General features: G+C 68.5%; 26 protein-coding genes. 14 read left to right on the top strand and 12 right to left on the bottom strand.

Annotated elements, in window-relative coordinates; genetic code table 11:
• The first annotated feature begins 529 nt into the window (after positions 1 to 529).
• The 3 genes from NF4_RS08560 (at position 530) to NF4_RS08550 (ending at position 2768) form a co-directional block, all read left to right on the top strand.
• The gene (locus tag NF4_RS08560) at positions 530 to 1453 is read left to right on the top strand and encodes a tyrosine recombinase XerC (RefSeq protein WP_063126685.1); all 924 of its coding nucleotides are present in this window, start codon (positions 530 to 532) and stop codon (positions 1451 to 1453) included.
• 621 nt (positions 1454 to 2074) lie between these two features.
• Positions 2075 to 2434: a YidH family protein gene (locus NF4_RS08555; RefSeq protein WP_063126684.1), complete on the top strand. Its 360-nt coding sequence runs from the start codon at positions 2075 to 2077 to the stop codon at positions 2432 to 2434.
• A gap of 10 nt (positions 2435 to 2444) precedes the next feature.
• On the top strand, positions 2445 to 2768 hold the full coding sequence (locus NF4_RS08550; protein WP_063126683.1) for a DUF202 domain-containing protein: 324 nt from the start codon (positions 2445 to 2447) through the stop codon (positions 2766 to 2768).
• An 80-nt stretch (positions 2769 to 2848) separates the two neighbouring features.
• Here NF4_RS08550 and NF4_RS08545 read toward each other — a convergent pair whose 3' ends face one another.
• Complete coding sequence (locus tag NF4_RS08545; protein WP_063126682.1) at positions 2849 to 3367, bottom strand: M23 family metallopeptidase; 519 nt, start codon at positions 3365 to 3367, stop codon at positions 2849 to 2851.
• Between the two features lie 1751 nt (positions 3368 to 5118).
• Here NF4_RS08545 and rpsB point away from each other — a divergent pair.
• The 5 genes from rpsB to NF4_RS08515 all read left to right on the top strand — a co-directional run bounded on the left by rpsB (position 5119) and on the right by NF4_RS08515 (position 9787).
• The gene (rpsB, locus tag NF4_RS08535) at positions 5119 to 5958 is read left to right on the top strand and encodes a 30S ribosomal protein S2 (RefSeq protein WP_063059661.1); all 840 of its coding nucleotides are present in this window, start codon (positions 5119 to 5121) and stop codon (positions 5956 to 5958) included.
• A gap of 147 nt (positions 5959 to 6105) precedes the next feature.
• A complete protein-coding gene (tsf, locus tag NF4_RS08530; RefSeq protein WP_063126680.1) occupies positions 6106 to 6930 on the top strand; it encodes a translation elongation factor Ts in 825 nt (274 codons plus the stop codon).
• 280 nt (positions 6931 to 7210) lie between these two features.
• Positions 7211 to 7939, top strand: coding sequence for a UMP kinase (pyrH, locus tag NF4_RS08525; protein WP_063126679.1), 729 nt, complete (start codon positions 7211 to 7213; stop codon positions 7937 to 7939).
• 50 nt (positions 7940 to 7989) lie between these two features.
• Positions 7990 to 8547 carry a ribosome recycling factor gene (gene frr / locus NF4_RS08520; RefSeq protein ID WP_063059663.1) on the top strand — a complete coding sequence of 186 codons (558 nt, stop codon included), beginning with the start codon at positions 7990 to 7992 and terminating at the stop codon, positions 8545 to 8547.
• A 265-nt stretch (positions 8548 to 8812) separates the two neighbouring features.
• Complete coding sequence (locus NF4_RS08515; protein ID WP_439956746.1) at positions 8813 to 9787, top strand: phosphatidate cytidylyltransferase; 975 nt, start codon at positions 8813 to 8815, stop codon at positions 9785 to 9787.
• A gap of 2 nt (positions 9788 to 9789) precedes the next feature.
• On the opposite strand, the gene NF4_RS08510 is transcribed toward NF4_RS08515, so the two are convergent.
• Complete coding sequence (locus NF4_RS08510; protein ID WP_063814527.1) at positions 9790 to 10179, bottom strand: LapA family protein; 390 nt, start codon at positions 10177 to 10179, stop codon at positions 9790 to 9792.
• A 130-nt stretch (positions 10180 to 10309) separates the two neighbouring features.
• Between NF4_RS08510 and rlmN the strand changes: the two genes are divergently transcribed.
• Positions 10310 to 11419, top strand: coding sequence for a dual-specificity RNA methyltransferase RlmN (gene rlmN / locus NF4_RS08505; RefSeq protein ID WP_063126678.1), 1110 nt, complete (start codon positions 10310 to 10312; stop codon positions 11417 to 11419).
• A gap of 135 nt (positions 11420 to 11554) precedes the next feature.
• Positions 11555 to 12766: an L-2-hydroxyglutarate dehydrogenase gene (gene lhgD / locus NF4_RS08500; RefSeq protein ID WP_063126677.1), complete on the top strand. Its 1212-nt coding sequence runs from the start codon at positions 11555 to 11557 to the stop codon at positions 12764 to 12766.
• A gap of 105 nt (positions 12767 to 12871) precedes the next feature.
• Here lhgD and NF4_RS08495 read toward each other — a convergent pair whose 3' ends face one another.
• The 4 genes from NF4_RS08495 to dxr form a co-directional block, all read right to left on the bottom strand.
• Positions 12872 to 13327, bottom strand: a complete 456-nt coding sequence (locus NF4_RS08495; RefSeq protein WP_063126676.1) for a hypothetical protein — start codon at positions 13325 to 13327, stop codon at positions 12872 to 12874.
• A gap of 9 nt (positions 13328 to 13336) precedes the next feature.
• Positions 13337 to 13597 (bottom strand): hypothetical protein, encoded by a 261-nt coding sequence (locus tag NF4_RS08490; RefSeq protein WP_157120053.1) that lies wholly within the window; start codon positions 13595 to 13597, stop codon positions 13337 to 13339.
• Positions 13598 to 13803: 206 nt separating this feature from the next.
• Positions 13804 to 15006: a M50 family metallopeptidase gene (locus NF4_RS08485; RefSeq protein ID WP_063126674.1), complete on the bottom strand. Its 1203-nt coding sequence runs from the start codon at positions 15004 to 15006 to the stop codon at positions 13804 to 13806.
• Positions 15007 to 15131: 125 nt separating this feature from the next.
• A complete protein-coding gene (gene dxr / locus NF4_RS08480) occupies positions 15132 to 16271 on the bottom strand; it encodes a 1-deoxy-D-xylulose-5-phosphate reductoisomerase (protein ID WP_063126673.1) in 1140 nt (379 codons plus the stop codon).
• 95 nt (positions 16272 to 16366) lie between these two features.
• On the opposite strand from dxr, the gene NF4_RS08475 reads away from it, so the two are divergent.
• From NF4_RS08475 to NF4_RS08460, 4 genes are all read left to right on the top strand, one after another.
• Positions 16367 to 16633, top strand: a complete 267-nt coding sequence (locus NF4_RS08475) for a DUF2631 domain-containing protein (protein ID WP_063126672.1) — start codon at positions 16367 to 16369, stop codon at positions 16631 to 16633.
• Between the two features lie 180 nt (positions 16634 to 16813).
• Positions 16814 to 17971, top strand: coding sequence for a flavodoxin-dependent (E)-4-hydroxy-3-methylbut-2-enyl-diphosphate synthase (gene ispG, locus NF4_RS08470; protein WP_063126671.1), 1158 nt, complete (start codon positions 16814 to 16816; stop codon positions 17969 to 17971).
• Positions 17972 to 18095: 124 nt separating this feature from the next.
• Positions 18096 to 18959 (top strand): GNAT family N-acetyltransferase, encoded by an 864-nt coding sequence (locus NF4_RS08465; RefSeq protein WP_084532954.1) that lies wholly within the window; start codon positions 18096 to 18098, stop codon positions 18957 to 18959.
• A gap of 62 nt (positions 18960 to 19021) precedes the next feature.
• Positions 19022 to 20809 carry a penicillin-binding transpeptidase domain-containing protein gene (locus NF4_RS08460; protein WP_063126883.1) on the top strand — a complete coding sequence of 596 codons (1788 nt, stop codon included), beginning with the start codon at positions 19022 to 19024 and terminating at the stop codon, positions 20807 to 20809.
• Between the two features lie 23 nt (positions 20810 to 20832).
• Here NF4_RS08460 and NF4_RS08455 read toward each other — a convergent pair whose 3' ends face one another.
• The 6 genes from NF4_RS08455 to casG all read right to left on the bottom strand — a co-directional run bounded on the left by NF4_RS08455 (position 20833) and on the right by casG (position 26586).
• Positions 20833 to 21060 (bottom strand): hypothetical protein, encoded by a 228-nt coding sequence (locus NF4_RS08455; RefSeq protein WP_063126670.1) that lies wholly within the window; start codon positions 21058 to 21060, stop codon positions 20833 to 20835.
• A 213-nt stretch (positions 21061 to 21273) separates the two neighbouring features.
• The gene (locus tag NF4_RS08450; protein WP_063126669.1) at positions 21274 to 21768 is read right to left on the bottom strand and encodes a peroxynitrite isomerase; all 495 of its coding nucleotides are present in this window, start codon (positions 21766 to 21768) and stop codon (positions 21274 to 21276) included.
• A 69-nt stretch (positions 21769 to 21837) separates the two neighbouring features.
• Complete coding sequence (locus tag NF4_RS08445) at positions 21838 to 22365, bottom strand: hypothetical protein (protein WP_063126668.1); 528 nt, start codon at positions 22363 to 22365, stop codon at positions 21838 to 21840.
• 99 nt (positions 22366 to 22464) lie between these two features.
• Complete coding sequence (locus NF4_RS08440) at positions 22465 to 23790, bottom strand: APC family permease (RefSeq protein ID WP_084532953.1); 1326 nt, start codon at positions 23788 to 23790, stop codon at positions 22465 to 22467.
• Between the two features lie 166 nt (positions 23791 to 23956).
• On the bottom strand, positions 23957 to 24826 hold the full coding sequence (locus NF4_RS08435; RefSeq protein ID WP_063126666.1) for a helix-turn-helix domain-containing protein: 870 nt from the start codon (positions 24824 to 24826) through the stop codon (positions 23957 to 23959).
• Positions 24827 to 24951: 125 nt separating this feature from the next.
• Positions 24952 to 26586, bottom strand: a complete 1635-nt coding sequence (gene casG / locus NF4_RS08430) for a steroid-24-oyl-CoA synthetase (RefSeq protein ID WP_063126665.1) — start codon at positions 26584 to 26586, stop codon at positions 24952 to 24954.
• Between the last annotated feature and the right edge of the window lie 258 nt (positions 26587 to 26844).

Here is a 26844-nt window from a genome sequence, read left to right as displayed (position 1 = left end):
CGGGTACCTCCTCGAAATGCGGCCCGATGATCCGCTCGCGACGAGTTCGGCGCACCGAGGCGGGGCCCGTCATCCATCCGGTAGTTCTCGGTGCAGCAAACCTCATCGGCGCGGTCGCCCTGTCTCGAGAGGTGCAGGAGCGCGGTGGTCCGCTGCGGAGGCACCCCCGGGATGGGCTGTTGAGCCGAACGCCGGCGTCGGTTCGATGCGGTCGATGCGCGATCGGAGTCGGTCGCTGCCGGCGAAGTCGACCCGGTAACGGATCCGCATGTGCGCCACCACCGCAGTCGTGGTGGCCGACCAGAGCGAGACGGCCGGGGTGGTGTGCGAATGCGGTCAGGGCGGTGTGCGCATGTGATCAGCGCGGCGGGTATGAGTACACGCGCAGTCGGCGCGGTGCAGTGTGGTGCTCGCGGCCGCCGTCGCGCGGCGTGGCTTCGCCCGTTGCGAGTCGCGGGAGTGTACGAGCTACCAACGGATATCGGCGCGTGGGCTTGCGGTTCGGGGGCGGGCGGACGACGGTGGGACGGTGCGTGAGTTGCCCGAGGATCTGGAAGCCCTGCTGACCGAATACGGGCGGCATCTGCGGCTCGGTCGCAACCGGTCGGCACATACGGTGCGCGCCTACCTCGGCGATATCCGGTCGCTGCTGGCGCATCTGGTCGACCATGCCGCCGACGCCTCGGTGCGTGAGCTGGACCTGCCGGCCATGCGGGCGTGGCTGGCGGCGCACGCGGAGCGCGGCGCGGCCCGCACCAGTATGGCTCGGCGGGCATCGGCTGCGCGGGCGTTCACCGCCTGGCTGACCCGGACCGGCCGGCTGCCCGTGGATCCCGGGCTCCGGCTCGCCGCGCCCAAGGCCCACCGCAGCCTGCCCGCCGTCCTCGGACAAGAGCAGGCGGGCCGGGTGATGAACGCCGCCGAATCGGGTGCCGAACAGCACGATCCGATGGCGCTGCGGGATCGGCTCATCGTCGAACTGCTGTACGCCACCGGAATCCGCGTCGGCGAACTGTGCGGACTCGATATCGACGATATCGACCGGGAACGGCGGCTGGTACGTGTCCTGGGCAAGGGCAACCGGGAGCGATCGGCACCGTTCGGCGGCCCCGCCGATCACGCGGTGGGTGAATGGCTGCGCTACGGGCGCCCCGTCCTGGCCACACCCGATTCCGGCCGCGCGCTGCTCCTGGGCCGACGGGGCCGACGCCTCGATCAGCGGCAGGCCCGGACAGTGGTGCACGCGGTGGTGTCCGCCGTCCCGGGCACCGCAGACCTGGGACCGCACGGCCTTCGTCATACGGCGGCCACCCATCTTCTCGAAGGCGGCGCGGATCTGCGGGTGGTACAGGAACTGCTGGGTCACGCCAGCCTCGCGACCACGCAGCTCTACACCCACGTCTCCATCGACCGTCTGCGAAAAGCCCACGACCAGGCCCACCCCCGTGCCTGAACTGCTGTGGTGGGTCGGGAATTCCATGATCGGGCCACATTCCCCCGCTCGGGCAGCCGTCGGTGGGCCGGAGATTCCATTGGTCGAACGCCGCCGGGTGCCGCCTGTCCGACCGGCTCGTCGTATCGCCGACTCCTACAACGGTTTGGGCGATTCACCGACTTCCTCGCTCTGCGCTGCGTCGGGAGATCCGGACTTCCCGAACCCCGCCTTCGCGTTTGCCCCGCGTGAATTCGCGCTCGGGGACGATACCGCCGTGTGTGCCCCGACGCTGGGAGCATCTGGACCGGACTCGAAGCCGCGGTGACACCTGGCTCCGCCGCGGCCCTCACCGTTGATCTCAGCGGTACCGCCGCACTGCCCCCCAAGGCGACGACGGCCGGTCGGCCTCGAACTCCGGGGGCATTCGATCGGCGCGCTCGGCGGATGAACGGTCCGGTCCTCATACCGGCCTCGTAATGGACCACGAACCGGCCCGGGAGTCGATCTGGCGGCCCGTCACGACCCGGTGGCTGGATTCGCCGCGGTACGGCGCTTACGCTGTCCAGCGGAGCCGCCCTACCGCGGCCGACCGGCATTTCGGGAGGTGAGCGTGCAGACCACGACCGGCGCGGTCGCCCGATGAATTCCGCGCGCGAGGACACAGACCGCGCGGGGGAACCGGTCGATTACAGGTTCACGCTCGCCAACGAACGGACTTTTCTGGCCTGGATCCGCACTGCGCTCGGGTTGCTGGCCGGTGGGGTGGCGGTGCATGCGGTGGTGCAGAAACAGTGGAATGTCGATTTCCGTACCGCGCTGGCCGTCAGCTGTCTGCTGCTGTCGCTGATCCTTGCGGTCGGGGCGTATGTGCACTGGCGGCGGGTTCGCGTCGCGATGGAGGAAGGGCGGCCGCTGCCGGGCACAGTGCTGGTGCCGGTGCTGGCCGCCGGGACCGCGTTCGTGGCGATTCTCGCCTGCGTAGCCGTACTGCTGCACTGAGGACGGTGTCGTGACCGAATCGACCGAGACCCGGCTGGCCGCGGAGCGGACGGCGCTGTCGTGGCGGCGCACCTGTCTGGGGTGTCTGGTGGTCGATCTCCTGCTCCTACGTCTCGTGCTCGAGGAGGGGTGGGATCCGGCCGCGCTCCTGCCGGGTATGGCCTGTCTCGTCCTGCTGTCGATCGCCGCCCTGGGCTACCGGCGCAGTCGTCGGCTTCGCCTCGGCCCGGCCGGTGCCGCGGCGGTTACCATCGGCTCGGTCACCGTCGCCATGGCGGTCGCCGCGCTTGTCATCGTCGGTTACACGGTGGTGCATCCCGGCCCGGCCGGCTGAGGAACACGGTGGACGCCCCCGGTGTCGACGCACCCGAGCCGCCACGCCCGGCGCGTTCTTCCGCCGATCGACTCGGCCGCTCATCCGTCGGCCGAGGGCGTGCCGTGCTCCACCGGCTTCAGCCTGATCGGCGTCCTCCGCAGCAGTCCCAGCGGGTCGAGGTATTCGCGGGACGCGTGTGCGGTGTCCTCCCGGCGCAGACCCCAGTGCAGGCAGGCCGGCGCCGGACACCCGGCGTGGCCCGTGGCCAGTTCACCGATCCGGGTGCCCCGGGTGACCCGCCGGCCCACCGGGACCTGGGCCTCCACCGGTTCGTACGTGGTCCGCAACCCACCGTCGTGGAGTATCGCCACCACCGGTTTGCCCGCCACCTTCCCGGCGAAGACCACGACCCCCGGCCCGGCCGCGTAGACCGACTGGCCGGGTGCCCCGGTCAGGTCCACCCCGCGATGGCCCGGCAGCCAGTCCTGGTCGGGCGGCTCGAACGGCCGGCCGACCACCGGGCGCGGACGCAGCGGCCAGTCGAACCCGGCCTCCGGGGCCGCCGCCGCTGAACCGGAGGACAACAGGGTGGCGACCGCGAGAACCACCCCCGCCATCCCCAGACCTGCCCTGCCGGACCGGGCGGACCCCCGCGGTCCGCTCGGTCCGGCAGCGCTCGGTCTCACCGCATGCGGTCGGGGCATGGGCATGCCTGCGGTACCGGTCGTGGTGCGAGCCGGAGGAGTTCGTGTACCAGACCTTCCAGCAGGGGAAGAACCCGGCACACCGCGCCCGAGCCGGTGGCCGAGCCCGAATTCGAGCCGGTCCCGCAGCCACCGGCCCGGCTCGACCCGGCCGGTGACCGGCGGGCCACCTCGTTCGACTGCCCGGTATCCGGTTCGGCGGGCAGGGTTTCATCACCGACGGACAGGCCGGGCGGGGCATCGACGGGCGTGGCAGTCGAGGAAACCGCGGGCGATTCCGGTGCGCCGGTGCCGACTGCGCCGAGAGCAGTCGAGTCCGGGCCGGAAACCTCGGCGGAGGGTGAGAAGTCGCTTCCCTGCAAGGACGCAGGAATCTCGCCGGCCCGAGAGGTGATCCAGCCGGTGCGCGCCAGGTCGGTACCGGTCGTCGGGCCGCCCGCGGAGCCGGGTTGCGCGACCGCGGTGGAATCGCCCGAATACGCCGCGGCTGTGGGGCCCGGACCGAGCGGAACCGCGAGGAACACCATGGTGAGTGCGGCGCCGATCAGGTTGGCCGGTCTCCGGTGCCGGCCCCGGGGCCCGCGACGTGTCGATCGATGCCGTGGCGCGCCGGAAATGGACAGGTGACGGCCGTCCGCGTCGGGCCGGCGGATCGGGTTCCGCCCGGAAGAGCGCCGGAGGTGGCGGTCCGGTGTGTGCCGTACCGGTGCGTCCCCGGGAAACGGCGTCGAACGAGGTCGGATCGTGGGAAAGCGGGTCGTGCGTACCGGTGTGGCCCGCTGCGACCCTCGCGCATCGTCGAGCTGCTCCGAGCCGGTCTCGGTATGGCCGTTCGCCCGGAATTCGGCCGGCCGGTGGGCCATCCTTCGCTCGTACCGCCTGGCCCGGCGGGTCAGATCACTCGGTCCCGGGGGCGTGTGCGCCCCGGACGCCGCGCGCTCTCCGGAGGGGACTTGGGACGACGCCCGGTGCCGACCGGCCGTCCGTCCGGGCTCGCGATCTCTCCGTTCGCCGGAGTCGTCCACCGAGACCGTGGCCGTGCCGCGTGCGCGACCGGTGCATCGCCCGGCACCGCGGCCGCGGTAGATGTCCCGGGGTGGTTGCGCAGTAGTGCGCCGTGGCCATGCCGGTAGGGGCCGGGTCGGGTGGTCGGCTGCGGTCGCCGGTCTGTCGCGGCGCGCGATATGGGGCCAGCTCCGCGGCGCGGGCGGAAGGTCCGGGTCCATCGCGGCCGCTCCGGCGGCCTCGGTGGCAGTGGTCGTCCAGGTCATACGTTCAGCCTGCTCGGGATGTGAGCTGCGCGGAACCCGCAATTCCGGTACCTGTGGACAACTCGCTTCCTGTGAACAATAGATGTTTCATATCGGTACCCGGCTCGCGCGGCCGCGGACGATACGACCGGGCGATTTCCGGTTCGCGCAGCCCACGCCGTAAACTGTGCGAGCGGTCTGTGTTCGCACCGACCGACTTCGCGCACCACCGTGCTTGTTCATCGCGCTGCCCCACCGAGTTCCTGCCGGAACCGGGGAAGGCCGGCGCATTCCGGAACAGGGGACGTCTCGGCTGGTCCCGATCACCGATCGGGTCCGAGCGTTCTGTGGTGCCAGGGCAGCAGGCCGCCGGCCCGCTGCGTCAACCGGCAACGAAAGAGAGATACGAGAGCCATGGCTGTCGTAACAATGAAGCAGCTGCTCGACAGCGGCGCGCATTTCGGGCACCAGACCCGTCGCTGGAACCCGAAGATGAAGCGGTTCATCTTCACCGACCGCAACGGCATCTACATCATCGATCTGCAGCAGACGCTGACCTACATCGACAAGGCCTACGAATTCGTCAAGGAGACGGTCGCCCACGGCGGCACCGTCCTGTTCGTCGGCACCAAGAAGCAGGCGCAGGAATCCATCGCGGCCGAGGCCACCCGGGTCGGGATGCCCTATGTGAACCAGCGCTGGCTCGGCGGCATGCTCACCAACTTCTCCACCGTGCACAAGCGCCTGCAGCGTCTCAAGGAACTCGAGGCGATGGAGCAGACCGGTGGTTTCGAGGGGCGCACCAAGAAGGAAATCCTCATGCTCACGCGTGAGATGAACAAGCTGGACCGCACCCTCGGCGGCATCCGGGATATGCAGAAGGTGCCCTCGGCAATCTGGGTCGTCGACACCAACAAGGAGCACATCGCCGTCGGCGAGGCGCGCAAGCTGAACATCCCCGTCATCGCGATCCTGGACACCAACTGCGATCCCGACCTGGTCGACTACCCGATCCCGGGTAACGACGACGCGATCCGTTCGGCCGCGCTGCTCACCAAGGTCGTCGCCTCCGCGGTGGCCGAGGGCGTGCAGGCCCGGGCCGGCCGTTCCGGCGGCGACGACAAGCCCGAGGCGAGCGCCGCCGAGCCGCTGCCGGAGTGGGAGCAGGAGCTGCTGGCGCAGGCCACCCCGAGCACCGAGGCCCCGGCGGAAGCTCCGGCCGAGGCGCCCGCGGAGACTCCGGCCGACGCCTGAGTCGTCACCTCGCGTTCGGCGGCCGCTCACCGGCCGGTGCCATGGTGAGCGCCGTCGAACCGCATTTCCCACAGTGGTGGTCACCGCTCGCCGAGTCGTGACCACCACTGCCCGGCACCAGACTTTCTCGAAGGAGGCTCGCCCCCGATGGCGAACTACACCGCCGCTGACGTGAAGCGGCTGCGGGAGCTCACCGGCTCCGGAATGATGGATTGTAAGAACGCGCTGGTCGAGACCGAGGGCGATTTCGACAAGGCCGTCGAGCTGCTGCGCATCAAGGGCGCCAAGGATGTCGGCAAGCGCGCCGAGCGCACCACCGCGGAGGGCCTGGTCATCGCCAAGGACGGCGTGATGGTCGAGATCAATTCCGAGACCGACTTCGTCGCCAAGAACGCGGAATTCCAGGCGCTGGCCGATGAGATCGCCGCCGCCGCCGCGGCCGCGAAGCCCGCCGATGTGGACGCGCTCAAGGCCGTAGCCCTCGACGGCCGGACCGTCGACGAGGCCCTGCAGGCGCTGGCCGCCAAGATCGGCGAGAAGCTGGAGCTGCGTCGCGTCGTCTCCCTGGACGGCCCGGTCGCTACCTACCTGCACAAGCGTGCGTCGGATCTGCCGCCGGCCGTCGGCGTGCTGGTGGAGTACACCGGTTCCGGTGAGGCCGCCGCCGAAGCCGCTCGTGGGGCCGCCATGCAGGTCGCCGCGCTCAAGGCGAAGTACGTCACCCGGGACGAGGTTCCCGCCGATATCGTCGAGAACGAGCGCCGCATCGCCGAGCAGACGGCCCGCGAAGAGGGTAAGCCGGAGGCCGCGCTCCCGAAGATCACCGAGGGCCGCGTCAACGGCTTCTTCAAGGACGTCGTCCTGCTGGAGCAGCCGTCGGTCACCGACAACAAGAAGACCGTCAAGGCGCTGCTGGACGAGGCCGGCGTCACGGTCACCAAGTTCGCCCGCTTCGAGGTCGGCCAGGCCTGAGCCGATCCTCGACTCCGGAGGAAACCCCCGTCGCGGTGGACGCGGCGGGGGTTTCGTTCTGAGATCGACCGCCCAGGGGCCCGAGTACCGGGGGTCATGGGCGGGTAGGGCAGGATAGAAGCCGCTTTCCGTTGGTGTCGCGCCCGCTGTGCCACTCGCGCTCGGGTCGGCCCGGGGCCGGGGCAGCGGGCGGCCCCGGACTTCGGCGGCCACCACGTTCGCCGACACCATGAGCACGACCGACCGTGAACACACCGATTGCCGAAGGAGACGCCAGCCGATGACGTACCCGGGGACCGACCGCCCAGGATATCGCCGGGTACTGCTGAAACTCGGTGGGGAGATGTTCGGCGGCGGCGCGGTGGGCCTGGATCCCGATGTGGTGGAGACCGTGGCGGAGCAGATCGCCGAGATCGTGGGCTCCGGTGTTCAGGTCGCGGTCGTGATCGGCGGCGGCAACTTCTTCCGTGGCGCCGAGCTCGAGGAACGCGGGATGGAGCGGGCCCGGTCCGATTACATGGGCATGCTCGGGACCGTGATGAACAGCCTGGCATTGCAGGACTTCCTCCAGCAGCAGGGTGTGGACACCCGGGTGCAGACCGCCATCACCATGGGCCAGGTCGCCGAGCCCTACCTGCCGCTGCGCGCCAAGCGGCATCTGGAGAAGGGGCGCGTCGTGATCTTCGGCGCCGGTATGGGAATGCCGTACTTCTCCACCGACACCACCGCCGCGCAGCGCGCGCTGGAGATCGGTGCGGAGGTGGTACTCATGGCCAAGGCGGTCGACGGTGTGTTCACCGCCGATCCGCGGCTGGATCCCGACGCCACCATGTACCACGAAATCACCCACAAGGAAGTGATCGAACGCGATCTGAAGGTCGCCGACGCGACGGCGTTCAGTTTGTGCATGGACAACCAGATGCCGATGCTGGTGTTCAATTTGTTGACCAAGGGCAATATCGCCCGAGCGGTGGCCGGTGAGAAGATCGGCACATTGGTTCGATCCTGATACCGCGGGCCCGCGGGTCATGACGATGACGACGCAGTGGAGGAACGGTCGTGATTGAAGAAGCGCTCTTCGACGCCGAGGAGAAGATGGAGAAGGCCGTCTCGGTGGCGAAGGACGATCTCGGCAGAATCCGTACCGGGCGCGCGAATCCGGGGATGTTCGCCCGGGTCGTGGTCGACTATTACGGAGCGCCGACCCCGATCACCCAGATGTCGAGTATCACCGTGCCGGAGCCGCGGATGGTGGTGGTCAAACCCTACGAGCAGGCGCAGCTGGGTCCGATCGAAACCGCGATCCGCAACTCCGACCTGGGCGTGAACCCGACCAACAACGGTGACATCCTGCGGATCAGCATTCCGCAGCTCACCGAGGAGCGCCGCCGGGAGCTGGTCAAACAGGCCAAGCAGAAGGGCGAGGACGCCAAGGTCTCGATCCGCAATGTGCGCCGCAAGGCCATGGAGGAGCTGGGCCGGATCCAGAAGGACGGCGAAGCCGGCGAGGACGAGGTCGGGCGCGCCGAGAAGGAACTGGACAAGACCACCGCCAGATACGTCGGCCAGATCGACGAACTGGTGAAGCACAAGGAATCCGAACTGCTCGAGGTCTGAGCGGTGCCCGGGCGGTGAGTCCGTCGTCTCCGCGGTGGTACCTTGCGCAGGCGCGCCGGTCGTGCCGGCCCGGCGCGCGGGACGTCCGAAAGCGGCACGAGCGGTAGGTGCCGCGCGGAATGCGGTGTTCGCAGCGAACGGGCACCGGACCGGCGGTCACCCGGCCCCCTGGCCGGTGAACTGCCGCACAATGGGAACAGCGGAGCGAGCGACGCCCGCAACGGGTGGGAACGAACGGAACGACGACGAGTTGAGCGACGGGACAATCGTGGCCGAGAAAGCCGCCGCGACCGGTGCGGCCCGACCGCAGCCGCCGGCCGAGGGCATATCCGAACCGACACCGGCACCGACACCGGCACCGACACCGGCACCGGCACCGACCGGAGCCTCCGGGGGCGCCGGGGGCGCCGAGCCCCGGGGGTCGCGCGCCGGCCGGAACTTACCCGCGGCCCTGGCGGTCGGCACGACCCTCGGAATGCTGTGCATCGCCGTCCTGCTGTTCGTGCCCAAGGTGTTCATCGGCGTCGCCGGGGTCGCGGTCGGTATCGCCACCTGGGAGGTCGCCAAGCGGCTGCGGGAAGCCGATGTGCTGGTACCGCGCACTCCGTTGATTGTCGGCGGTCAGGCGGTGTTCTGGCTGGGCTGGCCGTTCGGTCCGGGCGGGGTGACCGGGGCGTTCGCGGCGACGGCGCTGGTCTGCATGGTCTGGCGATTGTTCGACCACGGTCTGCGCACCGCCCCGCGCAATTTTCTGCGCGATACCGCCATCACGGTGTTCACCCTGGCGTGGATCCCGCTGCTGGCCTCGTTCGCGGTGCTGCTCCTGCTCGAGGAGCCGGACGGCAATCTGCGGGTGCTGACCTTCATGATCCTGGTGGTGTGCTCCGACGTCGGCGGTTATGTCGCAGGGGTGCTCTTCGGCCGCCATCCCATGGTGCCGTCGATCAGCCCGAAGAAGTCCTGGGAGGGTTTCTGCGGTTCGCTGGTCTTCGCGATCATCGGCGGGCTGCTCACGGTCACCCTGCTGCTCGAAGCCAATTCCATGATCGGTGTGGTGCTCGGTATCGGCCTGGTCGTCGTGGCGACGCTGGGAGATCTGGTCGAATCGCAGATCAAACGGGAGCTGGGTATCAAGGATATGGGCACCATGCTGCCCGGGCACGGCGGCATCATGGACCGGCTCGATTCGATGCTGCCCTCGGCGTTCGTGTCCTGGCTGGTGCTCAGCACCCTGCTCTGAGGTCAGTGGTGGTGTACCGCGCGCCGCAGCTGGACGATGCGGACCCCTCCCACCAGCGCCATCACCAGGGCTCCGGCGATCACCGAGAGCAGGATCGTCACGCCCAGCGGTAGCGAGAAGTTCCAGAAGAGCATCTCTACCTGGGTGCTCTCGAAGTTCTGCAGGATGAAGATCAGCAGGACGATGCCGAGCAGTGCCGCCACGATCAGCGCGACCCAGGCATTGCCCACCCGGGACTTCTCCACCTCCTTGCGTCGATGGGTCTCGACCGCCGGTTCGCGGCCGGTAGCATCGGGTGCGGGTTCCCGTCCGGTGGGTGCGCCCGGTGGTGTCGCGGGTGGCTCTTTCGGTAGCGCGCGGCTCTCGGGTGTCGGTTCATCAGAAGTCGCCATATGTCGATGATTGCCGACAGCTATCGACTGCGCACGGATTTCCGGCCCGCCGGTCGAATATCGGCCCGGCTCCCGTCGCGGGACGGCTCGGCACGGGCCACATTCACCGAGATGACACACTGGTAGGACTATGACCGCCTCTTTGCCCCTGGTTTTCGACGCACCGCGCCGCGGTATGCCGCCGCGCCATCTGGCCGACCTCGACGCCGACGGCCGCCGTGCCGCGATGGCCGAGCTGGGCCTGCCGAAGTTCCGTGCCGACCAGATCGCGCGCCAGTACTACGGGCGGTTGCAAGCCGATCCGGCGGATATGACCGATCTACCGGCCGCGGTCCGGGAGAAAGTCGCGGAGGCGTTGTTCCCGCCGCTGCTCACCCCGATCCGGCAGATCGCGTGTGATGCCGGGGAGACCCGCAAGACGCTGTGGCGGGCCGGTGACGGAACCCTGCTGGAGAGCGTGCTCATGCGCTACCCCGACCGGGCCACGCTGTGCATCTCCAGTCAGGCCGGCTGCGGTATGGCCTGTCCTTTCTGCGCGACCGGGCAGGGCGGGCTGAACCGCAACCTCTCGACCGCCGAGATCGTCGATCAGGTCCGCGCCGCCGCGGCCGATCTGCGCGACGGGGCCGTCGCCGGTGGGCCCGGGCGGCTGTCGAACATCGTGTTCATGGGAATGGGTGAGCCGCTGGCGAACTACAAGCGGGTGGTGAACGCGGTACGCCGCATCACCTCGCCTGCCCCGGACGGTCTCGGTATCTCCCAGCGCAATGTGGTGGTGTCCACGGTCGGCCTGGCCCCGGCGATCCGCAAACTCGCCGACGAGGATCTCTCGGTGACGCTCGCGGTTTCCCTGCACACCCCCGACGACGAACTGCGCGACACCCTGGTTCCGGTGAACAACCGCTGGCCCGTTTCGGAGGTGCTCGACGCCGCCCGCTACTACGCGGACAAATCCGGCCGGCGGGTATCCATCGAGTACGCACTGATCCGGGATATCAACGACCAGCCGTGGCGCGCGGAAATGCTGGGCCAGAAGCTGCACAAGGCGCTGGGGTCCCGCGTGCACGTCAATGTCATCCCGCTGAACCCCACTCCCGGCAGCAAATGGGATGCCAGCCCCAAGCCGGTGGAACGGGAGTTCGTGCGCCGGGTCGAGGCGCAGGGTGTGCCGTGCACGGTCCGCGACACCCGCGGTCAGGAGATCGCCGCGGCCTGCGGTCAGCTGGCGGCGGAGGGCTGAGCCGGGCCGCCGGGAGGCCGCGCCGGCGGAACAGGCGGGGCACTTCGCTGTGGCCCATGGTGTCCCGAGCTGAGATGATGCCTGCTGCCGGAAGTGGGGCGGACGCAGCCGCACGTGGTGCGAGGAGATCGGTGGATGGGTCAGCAGGTCGTCGCGATCGTCGGGGCCGGGATCGTAGGATTGGCGATCGGGCGGGAACTCGCCCGTCGGCGTCCCGATGACCGGATCGTGGTGCTGGAGAAGGAAGATCGTGTCGCGGCACACCAGACCGGCCACAACTCCGGGGTGGTGCACGCCGGGATCTACTATCAGCCCGGAAGTTTGAAGGCTGTTCTGTGCGCGCGGGGGCGGTCCCTGCTACGGGAGTACTGCGCCGAACGGACACTGCCCTACGACGAATGCGGCAAACTCGTCGTCGCGGTGGACGACGACGAAATGCCCCGGCTCGAGGCGCTGCAGACTCGGGCCGGCGATAACGCGGTCCCTGGACTGAGACGAGTGGGCCGGGCGGAGATCGGCGAGATCGAACCGTTCGCCGAGGGGCTCGCGGCACTGTACTCGCCGCGGACCGCCATCACCGATTTCCGCCGGATCGCGGAAGCCTTCGCCGCGGATCTGGTGGAATCCGGCGGGGAAGTGCGCTTGTCGTGCGCGGTGGACGGGATCGTCCCGGCCGTAACGGGAATCGACATCACGACGGGCGACGAGGTGCTGCGCGTGGATCGGCTGATCGTGTGCGCGGGCTTGCACGCCGATACGGTGGCCGGATTGGCCGGCGCCGACCCCGGCCCGCGGATCGTGCCGTTCCGCGGCGAATACATGAATGTGGTCGCCGCGAAGGCGGATATGGTGCGTGGACTGGTGTATCCGGTACCGGACCCGCGGTACCCGTTCCTGGGGGTGCATTTCACGCGGCGGGTCTCCGGGACGGTGGAGGTCGGCCCCAACGCGGTACTGGCTTTCGCCCGGGAAGGCTATCGGCGCGGGGACTTTTCGGTGCGCGACCTCGCGGAGACCGTGCGCTGGCCCGGGTTCCGCCGGATGGCGCGACAGCACTGGCGTACCGGGATCGAGGAGATATACGGCTCGCTGTCGGTCTCCGCGTACATGCGCAGAGCGCAGCGCTACATTCCGGCCATAGGTGCCGCGGATGTGGTGCGGGGCGGTTCGGGCGTCCGGGCCCAGGCTCTCGATGCCGACGGCAGTCTCGTCGACGATTTCCGGATCGACCGGCTCGGCCCGGTCACGGCTGTTCGGAATGCCCCGTCCCCCGCGGCGACCTCCTCGCTCGCGATCGCCGAATACGTTGTGGACGTCATCGAGGGCAAGGACACCACAGCGCGCTGACCGCAAATCGGCCCTCGGAACCGTTTCGCCTCCGTGTGCCCGAATGGGGCCGATAACCACCTCGCCCCACACTGTTGTGATGCCCAGGGCCGACCCTTCACATATCTACTGTCGTTCGATCATTTTCCGGAAGTCGTCGGCGTGTGGTCCGGTCAGTTCGTAGGTGATCGTGGCCGGAGATACCGGACCCGGTTCGTCGGGTGTCGGTCCGGGCACCCAGTGCAGTACCAGCTCGCGGTACCGGTCGAAGGTCAGCGGTTCTGTTTCGCCTCGGAGATCGCTGTGCAGGATTCCGTGATCCAGTGGCTTCGTCTGTCCGTCCGAGCCGGTGTACATGATGCGTGAGCTGCTCGGATGCCGGCTGTAATCGGCCCCGCCGGGGCGGGGCCACCACAGCGGCGCAACGTCGTCATGGGTTATCAGCGCAGCGTGCACATCGTCGAATCCGATCCGACGGCGACCGTGGGAGGCGGCGATCTCCGCCGCCTTCCGGAGCAGGACGACCACAGCGGGAGCGACACCGTCGACCGTCACCCGACAGTCGTCGTGTTCGTTCGTCATGGTGTGAGCCTAAACCTCCAGGCCGACGCAGGTCACCGGCCAGGGCGCGCCCCCGATCGACGTGACGTGGGGCCCGAATACCTGCATCCCGTCGTACATCGGGTCGTTGCGGCACGTGCAGACCGCTCGGGAAGGCTCGTTCGGGTCGAGAACGATATCGACGAATCCACCATGGGATTCGCATTGTTCCGGTGTGACCGCGGCCGCCGAACCCGTGGCCGACAGGATCCCGATGACTGCGGCGAACGTGACCGATACGAACCGAGACATGAACTGGCGCATAGATTTTCCCCTCCCCATTGCGCGATCCACCCATTATAGGTCGCCGGACGCCAACTCCCCACCGAAATTTCCGACTACGACTTCGGCCCACCGGGTTCGGAGACGCACCCGGTCTGTGCCGCGAGGGGGTCACGAACCGTGTTGCCACCCGCCGGCCGTGTCGTCACCCGTGCGCGATCAGGAAAGAGCTGGGATCAAGGAAAGAGCTGGATGGGATTGATGATGTCGGCTGCGAGGGTGAGCAACATGTACGCACCACCGACGACGACGGCGACATAGGTGAGTGGAAGCAGTTTCAGGTAGTCCACCGGTGCACCGGGGGCCAGCCCCTTCCAGCCACGGATGGTGTTGCGGACCTTCTCGTAGAGCACGACCGCGATATGACCACCGTCCAGTGGCAGCAGCGGCAGGATGTTGAACGCACCCAGGAAGAAGTTCAAGCTGGCCAGGATCAGGATGAAGGCATTCCAGTAACCGCGTTCGGCGGTTTCCCCACCGATCTTGCTGGCGCCGTACACACTGACCGGGGTCTCCCGATCGCGCTCTCCGCCGGTGACCGCCTCCCACAGCGAGACCACCTTGGCCGGCATCTGCGCCAGCGACTGGAAGGTGCGGATGAACATCTCGCCGGTGAAAGCGGCCGACGCGGGAATCGCGCCGAGGACGCTGTACTGGACCGGTTCGTAGAACTCCTGGCCGACACCGACGACGCTCACCTCCCGGCCGGGGCCGCCGTCCCGGGGATAGCGCATGGCCTGCTCCGGGACGACCTCGAGGGTCAGCGTCTGCCCGTCCCGGTCGACAGTGTAGGTGAACGGTCCGTTCTGCTGCTGGGTGCGGGTCTGGAACTCCTCCCAGGTGTCCACGCTCGCGCCGTTGATCGCGGTGACCACATCGCCTCGCTGGAGGCCGGCGCGCTGGGCGGGGCCGGGGCCGGTACAGGCGCCGAGGGTGCGGTCGGGGTTCTGCGGCGCGACGCAGCTCATATCACCGATCGTGGTCTCCGGCGGCTGGTTCAGGTTCGGCAGACCCCAGCCGACCGCCAGCACGACGATCAGGAGGAAGCCGAGCAGGAAATTCATCCCGATACCGCCGGACATCACCACGAGGCGTTTCCAGGTGGCCTGCCGATACATGGCCCGGTCGACCTCTTCGGGTTCCAGTTCGTCGAGCGCGGTCATTCCGGCGATATCGCAGAACCCGCCGAGCGGCAGCCATTTGACGCCGTATTCGGTTTCCCCGCGCCGGAAGGAGAACATCTTCGGGCCGAATCCGATGAAATACCGGCGCACCTTCATGCCGGTGGCCTGAGCGGTCCACATGTGCCCGCATTCGTGCAGCGCGATCGAAATCGTGATGCCGAGGGCGAACAGCACGAACCCCAACACGAACAGCATGTGGTCTACAGCCCTCCTGCGGTGCGCAGATCGTTACTCCCGGCCCGCACAGAGACCGGAGCGGCCGCGAGCACGTGTCCACAGTAACCGCCCGCGTGCGGTGCCTCGACCATGTGCGACATCGGTTACCGCTGTACGAGGGTACGGGCACGGTCGCGGGCCCACTCGTCGGCCGCGAGTACCTCGGCGAGTTCGGTGGGTTCGGCGCGCCACCGGTCCGCGTCGCGTACCGCCTGCTCCACGGTGCGCACGATCTCCGGGAAGCGGATCCGGCCGTCCAGAAAGGCCTGCACCGCGACCTCGTTGGCGGCGTTGTACACGGCGGTGACGCAGCCACCCGCGGTGCCGGCTTCCCGGGCCAGTTCCACGGCTGGGAACACCGCGTTGTCCACCGGTTCGAAGGTCCAGGTGGCGGCGGTGCCGAAATCACACGGCGTGGCGGCCCCGGGTACGCGCTCCGGCCAGCCCAGCGCCAGGGCGATCGGCAGCTTCATATCGGGCGGGCTGGCCTGGGCGAGGGTGGAGCCGTCGGTGAAGGTCACCATGGAGTGCACGATCGACTGCGGGTGCACGGTGACCTCGATGCGGTCGTAGGGGATACCGAAGAGCAGATGTGTTTCGATCAGTTCCAGGCCCTTGTTGACCAGAGAGGCCGAGTTCAAGGTGTTCATCGGGCCCATGGACCAGGTCGGATGGGTTTTCGCCTCGGCGGGGTTCACCCCGTCCAGCATCTCGGTGGTCCAGCCGCGGAACGGCCCACCGGACGCGGTCAGAACCAGGGTGGCGACCTCGTCGGCCCGCCCGCCGCGCAGACACTGGGCGAGCGCCGAATGCTCCGAATCGACCGGCACCAGCTGGCCCGGACGCGCTGCCCGGGTGACCAGCGACCCGCCCGCCACCAGCGACTCCTTGTTCGCCAGCGCCAGTGTCGCTCCGCTTTCCAGCGCGGCCAGCGTCGGCTCCAGGCCCAGGGATCCGACCAGCGCGTTGAGTACGACGTCGGCCTCGGTGCGCCGGACCAGTTCGGTCACCGCGCCCGGGCCGGTCAACGGGACTCCCAGTCCGGCCCCCGCGACCGGGTCGGCCACGGCCACGGCGGTCGTGCCGGTGGCGGCCATCTGCGCGGCGAGCAATTCGGTGTTCCCGCCACCCGCGGCCAGGCCGACGACTTCGAATCTGTCCGGGTTCGCGGCGATCACCTCGAGCGCCTGGGTGCCGATGGAACCGGTGCTGCCGAGCAGGAGGACTCTGCGGAGATCTGACACCTGCCCATTGTCACCGACCGTGCCCCTGCTGGCTACGACGGGCGGTCGTATGCCACGATATCGGGCAGTATCCGTTCTCTCGAGGAGGAGCGATCGTGGCCGCCACGGAAGTCGAACCCACCAGCGACAAAGCTGTCGTCACCAAGGTGGACCCCGCAGAGGTTCCGTCGGCGGCCTGGGGTTGGAGCGGGGAATCCCGCCGGACGTTCCAGGTGGCCGCGGTCGTGGTGATCATCATCCTGCTGGGCATGCTGCAGGGCAATCACCACGGCAAGGTCGAGGATCTCTACCTCATCGGATTCGCCGCCGCCCTGGCGATCCTCGTGGTCCGCGACATCCTGCTGCGCCGCAAGCCCCGGTAGTCGGCGGTTTCTCCGCAGGCCGCGCTACGGCGCGAAATACCGCGGGCTACGGCGAGGTGACGTGCCGGTGACGTACCGGTGCCGGTCGCGACTGTTGTCCATGTCTCGGCGGCCCCCTGTCGGGCCGGGACTAGACTCGGCACCGACCGGCCGGACCAGTACGAAAGTAGGCAGCCGAAAGTGACCAGCACAATCGGATTGGGGATGCCGACCGCACCGGCCGCGGTGCTCGCACCGCGGCGCAAAACCCGCCAGTTGATGGTGGGTGGTGTCGGTGTGGGCAGTGACCACCCGATCTCGGTGCAGTCGATGACGACGACCAAAACGCACGATGTGAACGCGACATTGCAGCAGATCGCGGAGCTCACCGCGTCGGGCTGCGATATCGTGCGGGTGGCGTGCCCGCGGCAGGAGGATGCCGACGCGCTACCCGTGATCGCGAAGAAATCACAGATCCCGGTGATCGCCGATATCCATTTCCAGCCGCGCTATATCTTCGCCGCCATCGATGCGGGCTGCGCGGCGGTGCGGGTGAACCCCGGCAACATCAAAGAGTTCGACGGGCGGGTCGCGGAGGTCGCCAAGGCGGCCGGTGCCGCCGGTATCCCGATCCGGATCGGGGTGAACGCCGGTTCCCTCGACAAGCGGATGATGGCCAAATACGGCAAGGCCACACCGGAAGCGCTGGTGGAGTCGGCGCTGTGGGAGGCGAGCCTGTTCGAGGAGCACGGGTTCGGCGACATCAAGATCTCGGTCAAGCACAACGACCCCGTGGTGATGGTCGAGGCGTACCGGCAGCTGGCCGCGCAGTGCGACTACCCGCTGCACCTCGGCGTCACCGAGGCGGGTCCGGCTTTCCAGGGCACCGTGAAGTCCGCGGTCGCGTTCGGCGCGCTGCTGAGCGAGGGTATCGGCGACACCATCCGGGTCTCGCTGTCCGCGCCACCGGCCGAGGAAGTGAAGGTCGGCGGGCAGATTCTGCAGTCGCTGAACCTGCGGCCCCGCAAACTCGAGATCGTGTCCTGTCCCTCCTGCGGTCGCGCGCAGGTGGATGTGTACACCCTCGCCGACGAGGTCACCGCGGGTCTGGACGGCCTGGAGGTGCCGCTGCGGGTCGCGGTCATGGGCTGTGTGGTGAACGGTCCGGGCGAGGCCCGGGAGGCCGATCTCGGTGTCGCCTCCGGTAACGGCAAGGGACAGATCTTCGTCAAGGGTGAAGTCGTGAAAACGGTGCCCGAGGCGCAGATCGTGGAGACCCTCATCGAAGAGGCCATGCGGATCGCCGAGGAGATGGGTGCGGACGCCGAGACCGGTCAGCCGGTCGTCAGCGTGGGCTGAGTTCCCCGCGCCACCGGCTCGCCGGCGCGGCGAGCCGGTCGGCGCTGCCCGCTCCGTCCGCGCCGCGCGGACGCTTTCCGGATATTCGTACCGTCGCGGTGCGGTTCATGGCAGGCTGTTGTAGGTGCGGAGTCTGCTGGAGCCGACCCGGCGCGCGAAATACGTTCCCGCGCGTCAGCTCGCCAAGCGGGACCTTGCCCAGGTACTCCGGGTCCTCGACGATGACCCGGTGGCCACCTGCATGGTCGCCGCCCGGTTACAGGAATACGGTCTGGACAACCGGTGCGGCCAGGGTGAGCTGTGGAGTCACGGCGGCCCGTCGGAATCACTGTGCTTCTCCGGAGTGAATCTCATCCCGCTGCGCGGCGGCCGTGAGGCGCTGCGCGCCTTCGCCGACCGGGCCATCCGGTGGCCCCGGATGTGCTCATCGGTGGTCGGCAGGCAGGAACTCGCGCTGCCGCTGTGGGAGATGCTCGCCGACCATTGGGGTCCGGAACGAGAGGTCCGCGGCGCGCAGCCGCTGCTGGCACTCACCGATACCGCCGTATCGGCCGCCGACCCGCAGGTGCGCCCGGTCCGTCCCGAAGAACTCGACCGGTATCTCGCGGCGGCGATCGCGATGTTCATCGAGGAGGTCGGGATCGATCCCCGGGCCGGTGACGGGGGCCGCGGCTATCGGCGCCGCGTGGCCGGACTGATCGAGGCCGGCCGGGCCTGGGCGCGGTTCGAGGACGGCGAGGTGGTGTTCAAGGCGGAGGTGGGTGCGCAGTCCCGGCGTACCGGGCAGATCCAGGGCGTCTGGGTGCATCCGGAACACCGGGGGCAGGGCCTGGGGACAGCGGGTACGGCGGCGGTGGCGAATTCGGTCGTCGCTTCGGGACGTACCGCCAGCCTGTACGTCAACGACTACAACGAAGTGGCCAGGCGGGCCTATCGGGCGGTCGGGTTCCGGCAGATCGCCACATTCGCCACGGTCCTGCTCGACTGATCCCGTTCGGATCCGGTGTGCCGCAGGTGATCACCGGCTCCGGTCGCCTACCATCGGCTCCGATGACGATCCGGTCGGTACTCGTGATCGCGGTCGCGGCGCTCGCATTCGCCGTGACCGGTTGTGCGGCGGGCTCCTCCGGGCCGATCACCGCCGCGGACGGTTTTCTCGGTGCGTTCACCGCGCGTGATATCGAGGCGGCCGCCGATCGGACCACCCGGCCCGAAAAAGCTTTCGCCGCATTGACTTCGGCGTGGGACGAACTGGGTGCCGAAGAGCTGCATGCCGACACCGGCGCCGCCCGCATCACCGGTGACACCGCCACTGTCGATTACACCTACGAATGGCGGTTGCCCGGCGGCCGCACGTGGACCTATTCGGGGCAGTTACCGATGGTGCGTACCGGCGGTGCCTGGACGGTGCGCTGGAGCGGCGCGGCCGTGCATCCGCGCCTCGGCGATACCCAGACCATGGCGTTGTCGATACAGCCCGCGCCGCGGGCCCGGGTCAACGAACAGTCCGGTAGCGATGTCCTGGTTCCGGGCACCGTCTCGCGGGTGACCTTCGATGCCGCCGACAGTGCCGACCCGCGGCGGGTGGCGACAGCGCTGTCCCGGGCACTGGCCGATATCGACGAGCGGCTCACCCCGGAGCGGATCCTGGATTCCGCGCGCGCCGCCGACGGCGTGTACACGGTGATCGTGCTGACCGAGGTCGAGTTCGGCCGGGCCGCTCCTCGGCTGATCGGGCTCCCGGGCGTGCGCGTGACCCAGGAGTGGGATATGGCGCCCACCGACCGGAAATTTGCCCCCGATCTGATGACCCAGGTCCGGCAGGCGGTGATCGACGATGTCGACGGCCGGTCGGGCTGGCGGGTGGTGGCCCGCAATGCCGGCGGTGCCGAGACCGGAGTGCTGCACGAGGTGGCGGCGCAACCGGCGCCGTCCTTCGCGCTGAGCGTGGACCGCCACATCCAGAACGCGGCGCAGCGCGCGGTCGACGGGCGCCGGGAACAGGCCATGATGGTGGTGATCGAGCCCTCGACCGGCGGCATTCTCGCGGTGGCGCAGAACGCGGCCGCCGACCGGGACGGGCCGGTGGCCACCATCGGTCAGTACCCGCCCGGGTCGGTGTTCAAAACGGTGACCGCGGCCGCCGCGATGAGCGAGGGTATCGCGACACCCGATACTGTCGTCTCCTGTCCCAGCGCGGTCACCATCGGCGAGCGGATGATTCCGAATTACAACGGATTCTCCGTCGGCGACGTACCCATGACTACCGCGTACGCGCGGTCGTGCAATACCTCGTTCGCCCGATTGGCCAGTGAGTTGCCGGAATCCGCTCTCACGGACAGCGCGGCGGCTTTCGGTATCGGACCGGATTACACGGTGGCGGGCCTGCCGACTTTTTCCGGATCGGTGCCCGCGGCCGCCGACCGCACCCAGCGCACCGAGGACGGGATCGGTCAGGGACGGGTGGTGGTGAGTCCTTTCGGTATGGCCCTCCTGGCCGCGGCCGTCGCCTCGGGTTCGGCGCCGACCCCCTACTTGATCGCGGGACAGGAGACGGTGGTCGACGGTCCGCGGCCCGCCCTCACCGCGGAGGTGGTGCGCGGGCTGCGGGCGATGATGCGGCAGGTGGTCGTCGCGGGCACCGCGGACCGGATCGCCGATCAGGGGGAGGTGTTCGGCAAGACCGGCGAAGCGGAAGTGGAGGGAGGTTCGCATTCCTGGTTCGTCGGGTACCGGGGCGATATCGCCTTCGCGACATTGCTGGTCAGAGGCGGAAGTTCGGATAACGCGGTGGCGGTGACGCGGGATATGCTGGCGGCGCTGCCACCGGGGTACTGATACCGCTCGTTACCCGGGGCCCGTCACTGTCCGGCGGACCCGGTTTCCGGCCCGGTCAAATAACGGTGACCGATATCGGTGATGCGGGTATCGGTGGTCACCGAATCGCTGACCCGGGCCGGTGCGACGACCGATACGGTCCGGTCGGCGACCGGTGCGGACGAAGCGGTATCGGTGCCCAGGATCTCGACGACCCCGGTACCCCCCAGGATCAATCCGGCAGTGACGAAAGCAACGGCGGAACGCTTCATTTCCGGCTCCCTCCGATTCAGAGGTTCGACAGACAGCGAGCTCGGAGTGCTGCTGGCGACCGGGCTCTGCGGAAGAGTTATCTGATGATTTGCTGCTCAGGCCAACCTAAGCGGGGAGTACCCAGCGAGACAAGGCGGAAAGGTCGATTAAATCGATGACGAGCAAATCGTGACCCGGGTCACGTTATCCGTGATCCACTCGTTACGTTCCATTCAGATTTTGTGCAGACTGGCCGCGAGGTGATCCTGTAACGGAAGTCCGACCGCACCCATCTGCAGGGTGTAGTCGATGACGCCGCCGTGCATGTGAACGGTCCGGCCGATGGCTGTCACCGATTTGGCCGTGCTGCTCAGACCGATCGCTGTCGACTCCAGTTCCAGGCGCAGTTCGTCGTCGCCGAGCGTGAGTTTTCCCTCGCAGATCTCGGTGATCCCGGTGGGATGGGAGAGGATGAGTTCCACCCGGTCGGGGCCGGGACAGCGCAGATATCCGGCCTCCACATGGAGCGGACGGTTGTCGTCGGCGTGCCGGGTGCGCTGCCGATAGGTCAGGAACGGCCGGCCCAGATGCCCGAAGGTGATCTCCTCCAGATAACCGAAGGGTTCGATCGTCGGGTAGTCGCCCTGGCCGCGCCCACGCCAGGTGCCGAGCAAACCGGCCAGCGGGGCGATAGCGGGATGCGGGGCGGGTGTCTGCGGTTCGGCCACGGCCCACAAGCGTAGACCCTCGGTCGGTCCTTGCCGTACTCGTGCCCGGTCCGCGCGCCGGATCTGCCGCTACTTGTTGCGGCGACGGCCGAACGGCCAGAAGGAGCGGGTGCGCCGCCGGGGCAGCGCCGCGTAGACCATGGTCATCTCGGCGAAGACCCCGGCCTCGCGTTCCCGGTCGGGGCCGAAATCATCGCGGCCCAGGATCTGCGTGATCGATCCGGGGGCGATCGTGGCGAGAGCGTCGAGCAGTGAGGCGTTGAGCGCACCCAGCGAGATACGGGTGGTGTCGGGGTCCTCGGCACCCGGGCCGCCGTGACCCAGCAGCATATGGCCGATCGCGTGCAGCACGATGTGGTCGGCGTTACGGCCGGAGGCCGACGCGTCGTAGACGATGATGTCGTCGTTCTTACGCGCGATCCAGAGGCCGTTGCCGTTGCACCCCAGATCGGCCAGCGCCGACCGGTGGGCCGGCTGTAACGAGATCGGCCGCTTCCGGTGCGCGGCCACCTCGGCGAGGTAGGCATTGAGGTCCCACGGGCTGGGCAGGGGCACCGACCCAGCCGCATCGCCGAACCTGGCGTCCATGCTTGTCATCGGCCAATACGTTACCGACCGCGCGTCGACTCGTCACTTCCGCGAATTCTCGCGCACCGCTGGGAAACCGGCGACCTGGGCGGAAGACGCGGCAGGTGCTCAGATATCGACCCCCGGGCCCAGGGGCCGGACATTGTGCGGTTTGTTCCACAGCGCGGTGAATGCCCAGAGCACGACGCCGACGACCAGCAGCACCCCGGCGATGGCGTACTGCTGGGGGTTGCGGTCGGTGAAGGGGGTGGCCAGATACGCGCAGCACACCGCGCCGAGTACGGGTAGCGGTGTCGGGGTGCGGAAGTGCTCATGGGCCACCCGGTCGCGCCGGAGCACGAGAACCGCGATGTTGACGATGGTGAACACCACGAGCAGCAGCAGTGCGGTGGTGCCACCGAGCTCGGGCACCTGGTCGACGAAGGTGAGCAGGCCGAAGGCCAGCAGGGTGGTGAACAGGATCGCGATATAGGGGGTACGCCGGCGCTGGTCCACCCGGCCCAGCACGCGGGGGATCACCTTGTGCTTGGCCATGCCGTACAGCAGCCGACTGGCCATCAGCATATTGATGAGGGCCGAATTGGCTACCGCGAACATCGTGATGAAGGCGAAGATCTGGGTGGGGAACCCGGGTGCTCCGATCTCCACCACCTGCAGCAGCGGGGTATCGCCCTCGGCGAGTTCGTCCGGTGGGACCAGCGCCACCGCGGTGATCGAGACCATCACATAGATCGCCCCGGTGATCAGCAACCCGGTGAGCAGGATCCTGGGAAAGATTCTGTTGGGCTCTTTGGTCTCCTCGGCCATGTTGACCGAGTCCTCGAAGCCGACCATGGCGTAGAAGGCCAGTGTGGTCGCCGCGATGACGCCCCCGAACGCGGTGCGGTCACCGGTGTCGAATTCGATGATCCGGCCGAAGTCGCCGTTGCCGACTCCCAGGGCCCAGAGTCCGATGCACACCACGATCAGCAGACCGGACAGTTCCACACAGGTGAGCAGAACATTGGCCTTGACGCTCTCCCCGACGCCGCGCAGGTTGATCGCGGCGACCGCTGCCATGAAGGCCAGCGCGATCACGGTGAGCAGTGGCCCCTTGCCGTCGAATTCGAAGGCTTCGGCGAAATTCGCCGCGAAGGCCTTGGCCGCGGTCGCGGCGGAGGTGATACCTGAACTCATCACCGCGAACGTCACCATGAAGGTGACGAAATGGATCCCGAACGCCTTGTGGGTGTAGAGCGCGGCGCCGGCGGCCTGGGGATATTTGGTGACCAGTTCCAGATAGCTGAGTCCGGTGACCATCGCGACCCCGAAGGCGACCAGGAACGGGATCCACACCGCCCCGCCGACCTCTCCGGCCACCCGGCCGGTGAGTGCGTAGATACCGGTACCGAGAATATCGCCGACGATGAACAGCAACAGCAGCCACGGGCCCATGACCCGTTTCAACTCCGGTTGCTGTGCCGGATCGCTCCGGTCGGTGACGTCTGCCAAGAGAACCCCTCATCTCCGCAGTAGCCGTGCGAACCCTGAATCGGACAGTTCCGATCTGGGTACCCACTCGGTGTGGCCCGGACTCCTCGTTCACGGGCTGTTCACGAGGTCAGGCCAGAGCTTCGGCCGCCGCGGCCGCGTCGGCGATCACGACCGCGGAATCGCGGGGACTCAGGGCCATCGCCCGCAATTGGTCGAACATGACACCGAATCGCCGGATCTCGGTATGTCCTTCGATGAGGGCGTCGCCGGAGATGCCCTCGACATAGACGAGCTCGGGATCGGTCGGGTCGGGGAAGTCCAGAATCGTGAAGGACCCGGCCATGCCCGGGTGCGCGCCCGCGTCGAAGGGCAGGATCTGCAGGATCACGTTCTTGCGTTTGGTCGCCTCACCCAGCCGGCGCAGCTGACCGCTCATGACCTCCGGGCCCCCGACCATCCGGCGGATCGCGGCCTCGTCGAGTACCACCCACAGTTCCAGCGGCTCGTCCTTGGCCAGTACCGCCGCCCGGTCCATCCGGGCGCGGGCCCGCCGCTCCAGATCCGACGCCTCCAATTTCGGCATGCACGTGTCGATTACGGCCATGGCGTACTGCTCGGTCTGCAACAGGCCGGGAATGAAGGAGGTCTGATAGTGCCGGGCCGACAACGCCACCGATTCGAAATTGATGTACGCGGCGTACACCTCCGACAGACTGGCCTCATAGGGCCGCGACATCCCGGGTTTCTGCGCGTCCGACAGCAACTCCAGCGCCTCCTGCCGGCGCGCCTCGTCCACGTCGTAGAGGTCGAGCATGGTCATCAGGGTGCGGCGCTGGGGCCGGGCCTGGGCGGTCTCGATGCGGTACAGCGTGGTCACATTGATGCCGGTCCGCGCGCTGACGTCCTCCTTGCTCAGCTTCGCGTCGTCGCGCATCTCCAGCAGCAGCACCGAGAGCCGGCGCAGGCCCGCCGTGAGGACGGTGCGTTTGCCTGCCATGTCATCCCTTTCCCTCGCGCCCGGCGCGGCCCGCCGACCACGATCCTCGCCCGCCGCGCCCTCTGTCGAGCAACAATAACGAGGAAAGACCGGAAGTGGGGTGAGCAGTGGTCACGAATCGGTGCTCATGGCGTGATCTCGCGGCGCAGCACCTTTCCGGTCGCGTTGCGCGGCAGTGGGGTCGCGGTGAGCGTCCAGCGTTCGGGGACCTTGAAGTACGCGAGCCGCTCGGCGACGAACGCGCGCAGTTCGCCGGCGTCGAAGGTGTCCGGATCGTCGGTCACCACCACCGCCGCGACCCGCTGTCCCAGATCGTCGTCGGGCACACCGAGGACCGCCGATTCCCGGACCGCGGGATGTTCGTCGAGGACGTTCTCGATTTCGGTGGGGTACACGTTCTCTCCGCCACGCAGGATCAGATCGGTACGGCGCCCGGCCATTCGGAGGCGGCCGTCGGCCAGTGTCCCGAAATCGCCTGTTCGCAACCATCGTTCGCCGTCGATCGCCGCGGCGGTGGCCACCTCGTCCCGCCAGTAGCCGAGCATGACGTACGGGCTGCGCACCCAGATCTCGCCTTCGGTCCCCTCGGCCACCGGAGTTCCGGCGGGATCGCGGATCTCCACGGAGACACCGAGAATCGGCCGCCCGACGGTCTCCGGGTCGGCGGCGAGTTCGGCGGGTGTCGCGACCGTGGCGGCGGTACCGCTTTCGGTGAGGCCGTAACTGGTGGTGAGTGCGATTCCGGTGCCGGGCAGCCGGGCGCGCAGTCGCTGCTGGAAGGCCGGTGAGGACGGGGCGGCGTTGAGGGACAGCGCGGTGAGTGCCGACAGGTCGTAGCCGGCCGGATCGTGTTCCAGCAGCCGGGCGGCCAGAGTCGGCACGGCGCCCCAGTTGGTCACGCGCTCCCGCGCCATCAGCGAGAGCACCCGGTCGGCCGCGAAAGCGCCGGTGTGCACGATCACCGCCGCACCTGTCGCGAGCCGGGGGACGACCAGATTGTGCAGGCTGGCGATATGGAACAGGGGGGAGGTGAGCAGGAACCGCTTATCGCTCGGCTCGCGGTGCGCGCGGCCGGCCAGGGCCGCGCCGAGCGCGTCGGTGTAGCGGTGGTAGTCGGCGATCGCGATGAGGTTGCGGTGAGTGTGCACCACCCCTTTGGGGCGGCCGGTGGTTCCGCTGGTGTAGAGCACGACGGCCGGATCGTCCTCGTCGACCGGTATCACCGGGGCCCGGCCCCGATGGTCGGCGATCAGCCGGGGCAGGTCCGCAGTGGTGAGCACGGGCACTCCGTGGCCCGCGGCGAGGGCGGCACGGGGGTCGTCGGCGACGACGATCGCCGGTTCGGTGTGCCGGATACCGAATTCGACCTCCGGTGCGGCCCACCACGCGTTGTACGCGACCGCGACCGCGCCCAGGCATTGCGCCGCCCAGAAGGCGATCACCCATTCGGGGCCGTTGGCGGCCAGGATGCCGATCCGGTCGCCGCGGCCGACGCCGTACCGGCCGGCCAGCGCGCGGGCCAGCGCCTGGGCGTCGGCGGCATGCTCGGTGAACGAGATCCGCCGGTCGACGGTGACCAGGTAGTCACGTTCACCCCAGGCCTGTGAGTGGTCGAGCAGTTCGCGCAGCGAGCGGTGCCGGTGGCGCCGGACGGCGAGCGGGGCGCCGAGCACTGTCTCGGTGGACAGTTCGAACGGTCCACCGGGGCCGGTGAGCTCGGCGGCCACCTGCGTGGCTCGGGGGTCGGGGGCACTGCTCATGGGTCCACATCCTTGTCGGCGACTGTCCTCGGAATCCATACCGCACAGCGCGGGCGCGACGGTGACCGGCCGTCGTGGCCGGGTGTCCGAGGTTCTCCTCGCATCGGCGAATGGCCCGGGTTCCAGAGCATCCGGACGCGACGGCAAACAGGCGGCAAACGACGCAGGGTGTTCGACCTGCCTCCCGGGTGTAAGGCCGGATGGCCGCCGCGGGTTTCGGTGTGACCGGGTGTCGGCGCCGTGGAATAAGGCCGGTGA

Source organism: Nocardia fusca NBRC 14340, assembly GCF_001618425.1.
Taxonomy (GTDB): Bacteria; Actinomycetota; Actinomycetes; order Mycobacteriales; family Mycobacteriaceae; genus Nocardia; species Nocardia fusca.
The sequence above is the reverse complement of the archived record's forward strand: the minus strand, read 5'-3'. Positions and strand labels throughout refer to the sequence as shown.

What these genes read in the sequence shown, in the direction of transcription:
- casG (WP_063126665.1), bottom strand. Translation starts at nt 26,586, where the DNA reads ATGAGCAGTGCCCCCGACCCCCGAGCCACGCAGGTGGCCGCCGAGCTC.
- NF4_RS08510 (WP_063814527.1), bottom strand. Translation starts at nt 10,179, where the DNA reads ATGGCGACTTCTGATGAACCGACACCCGAGAGCCGCGCGCTACCGAAA.
- NF4_RS08435 (WP_063126666.1), bottom strand. Translation starts at nt 24,826, where the DNA reads ATGGCAGGCAAACGCACCGTCCTCACGGCGGGCCTGCGCCGGCTCTCG.
- NF4_RS08455 (WP_063126670.1), bottom strand. Translation starts at nt 21,060, where the DNA reads ATGAAGCGTTCCGCCGTTGCTTTCGTCACTGCCGGATTGATCCTGGGG.
- NF4_RS08495 (WP_063126676.1), bottom strand. Translation starts at nt 13,327, where the DNA reads ATGACGAACGAACACGACGACTGTCGGGTGACGGTCGACGGTGTCGCT.
- pyrH (WP_063126679.1), top strand. Translation starts at nt 7,211, where the DNA reads ATGACGTACCCGGGGACCGACCGCCCAGGATATCGCCGGGTACTGCTG.
- rpsB (WP_063059661.1), top strand. Translation starts at nt 5,119, where the DNA reads ATGGCTGTCGTAACAATGAAGCAGCTGCTCGACAGCGGCGCGCATTTC.
- NF4_RS08440 (WP_084532953.1), bottom strand. Translation starts at nt 23,790, where the DNA reads ATGGGCCCGTGGCTGCTGTTGCTGTTCATCGTCGGCGATATTCTCGGT.
- lhgD (WP_063126677.1), top strand. Translation starts at nt 11,555, where the DNA reads ATGGGTCAGCAGGTCGTCGCGATCGTCGGGGCCGGGATCGTAGGATTG.
- NF4_RS08555 (WP_063126684.1), top strand. Translation starts at nt 2,075, where the DNA reads ATGAATTCCGCGCGCGAGGACACAGACCGCGCGGGGGAACCGGTCGAT.
- NF4_RS08545 (WP_063126682.1), bottom strand. Translation starts at nt 3,367, where the DNA reads ATGGCGGGGGTGGTTCTCGCGGTCGCCACCCTGTTGTCCTCCGGTTCA.
- NF4_RS08490 (WP_157120053.1), bottom strand. Translation starts at nt 13,597, where the DNA reads ATGTCTCGGTTCGTATCGGTCACGTTCGCCGCAGTCATCGGGATCCTG.
- NF4_RS08460 (WP_063126883.1), top strand. Translation starts at nt 19,022, where the DNA reads ATGACGATCCGGTCGGTACTCGTGATCGCGGTCGCGGCGCTCGCATTC.
- NF4_RS08485 (WP_063126674.1), bottom strand. Translation starts at nt 15,006, where the DNA reads ATGCTGTTCGTGTTGGGGTTCGTGCTGTTCGCCCTCGGCATCACGATT.
- tsf (WP_063126680.1), top strand. Translation starts at nt 6,106, where the DNA reads ATGGCGAACTACACCGCCGCTGACGTGAAGCGGCTGCGGGAGCTCACC.
- rlmN (WP_063126678.1), top strand. Translation starts at nt 10,310, where the DNA reads ATGACCGCCTCTTTGCCCCTGGTTTTCGACGCACCGCGCCGCGGTATG.
- NF4_RS08445 (WP_063126668.1), bottom strand. Translation starts at nt 22,365, where the DNA reads ATGACAAGCATGGACGCCAGGTTCGGCGATGCGGCTGGGTCGGTGCCC.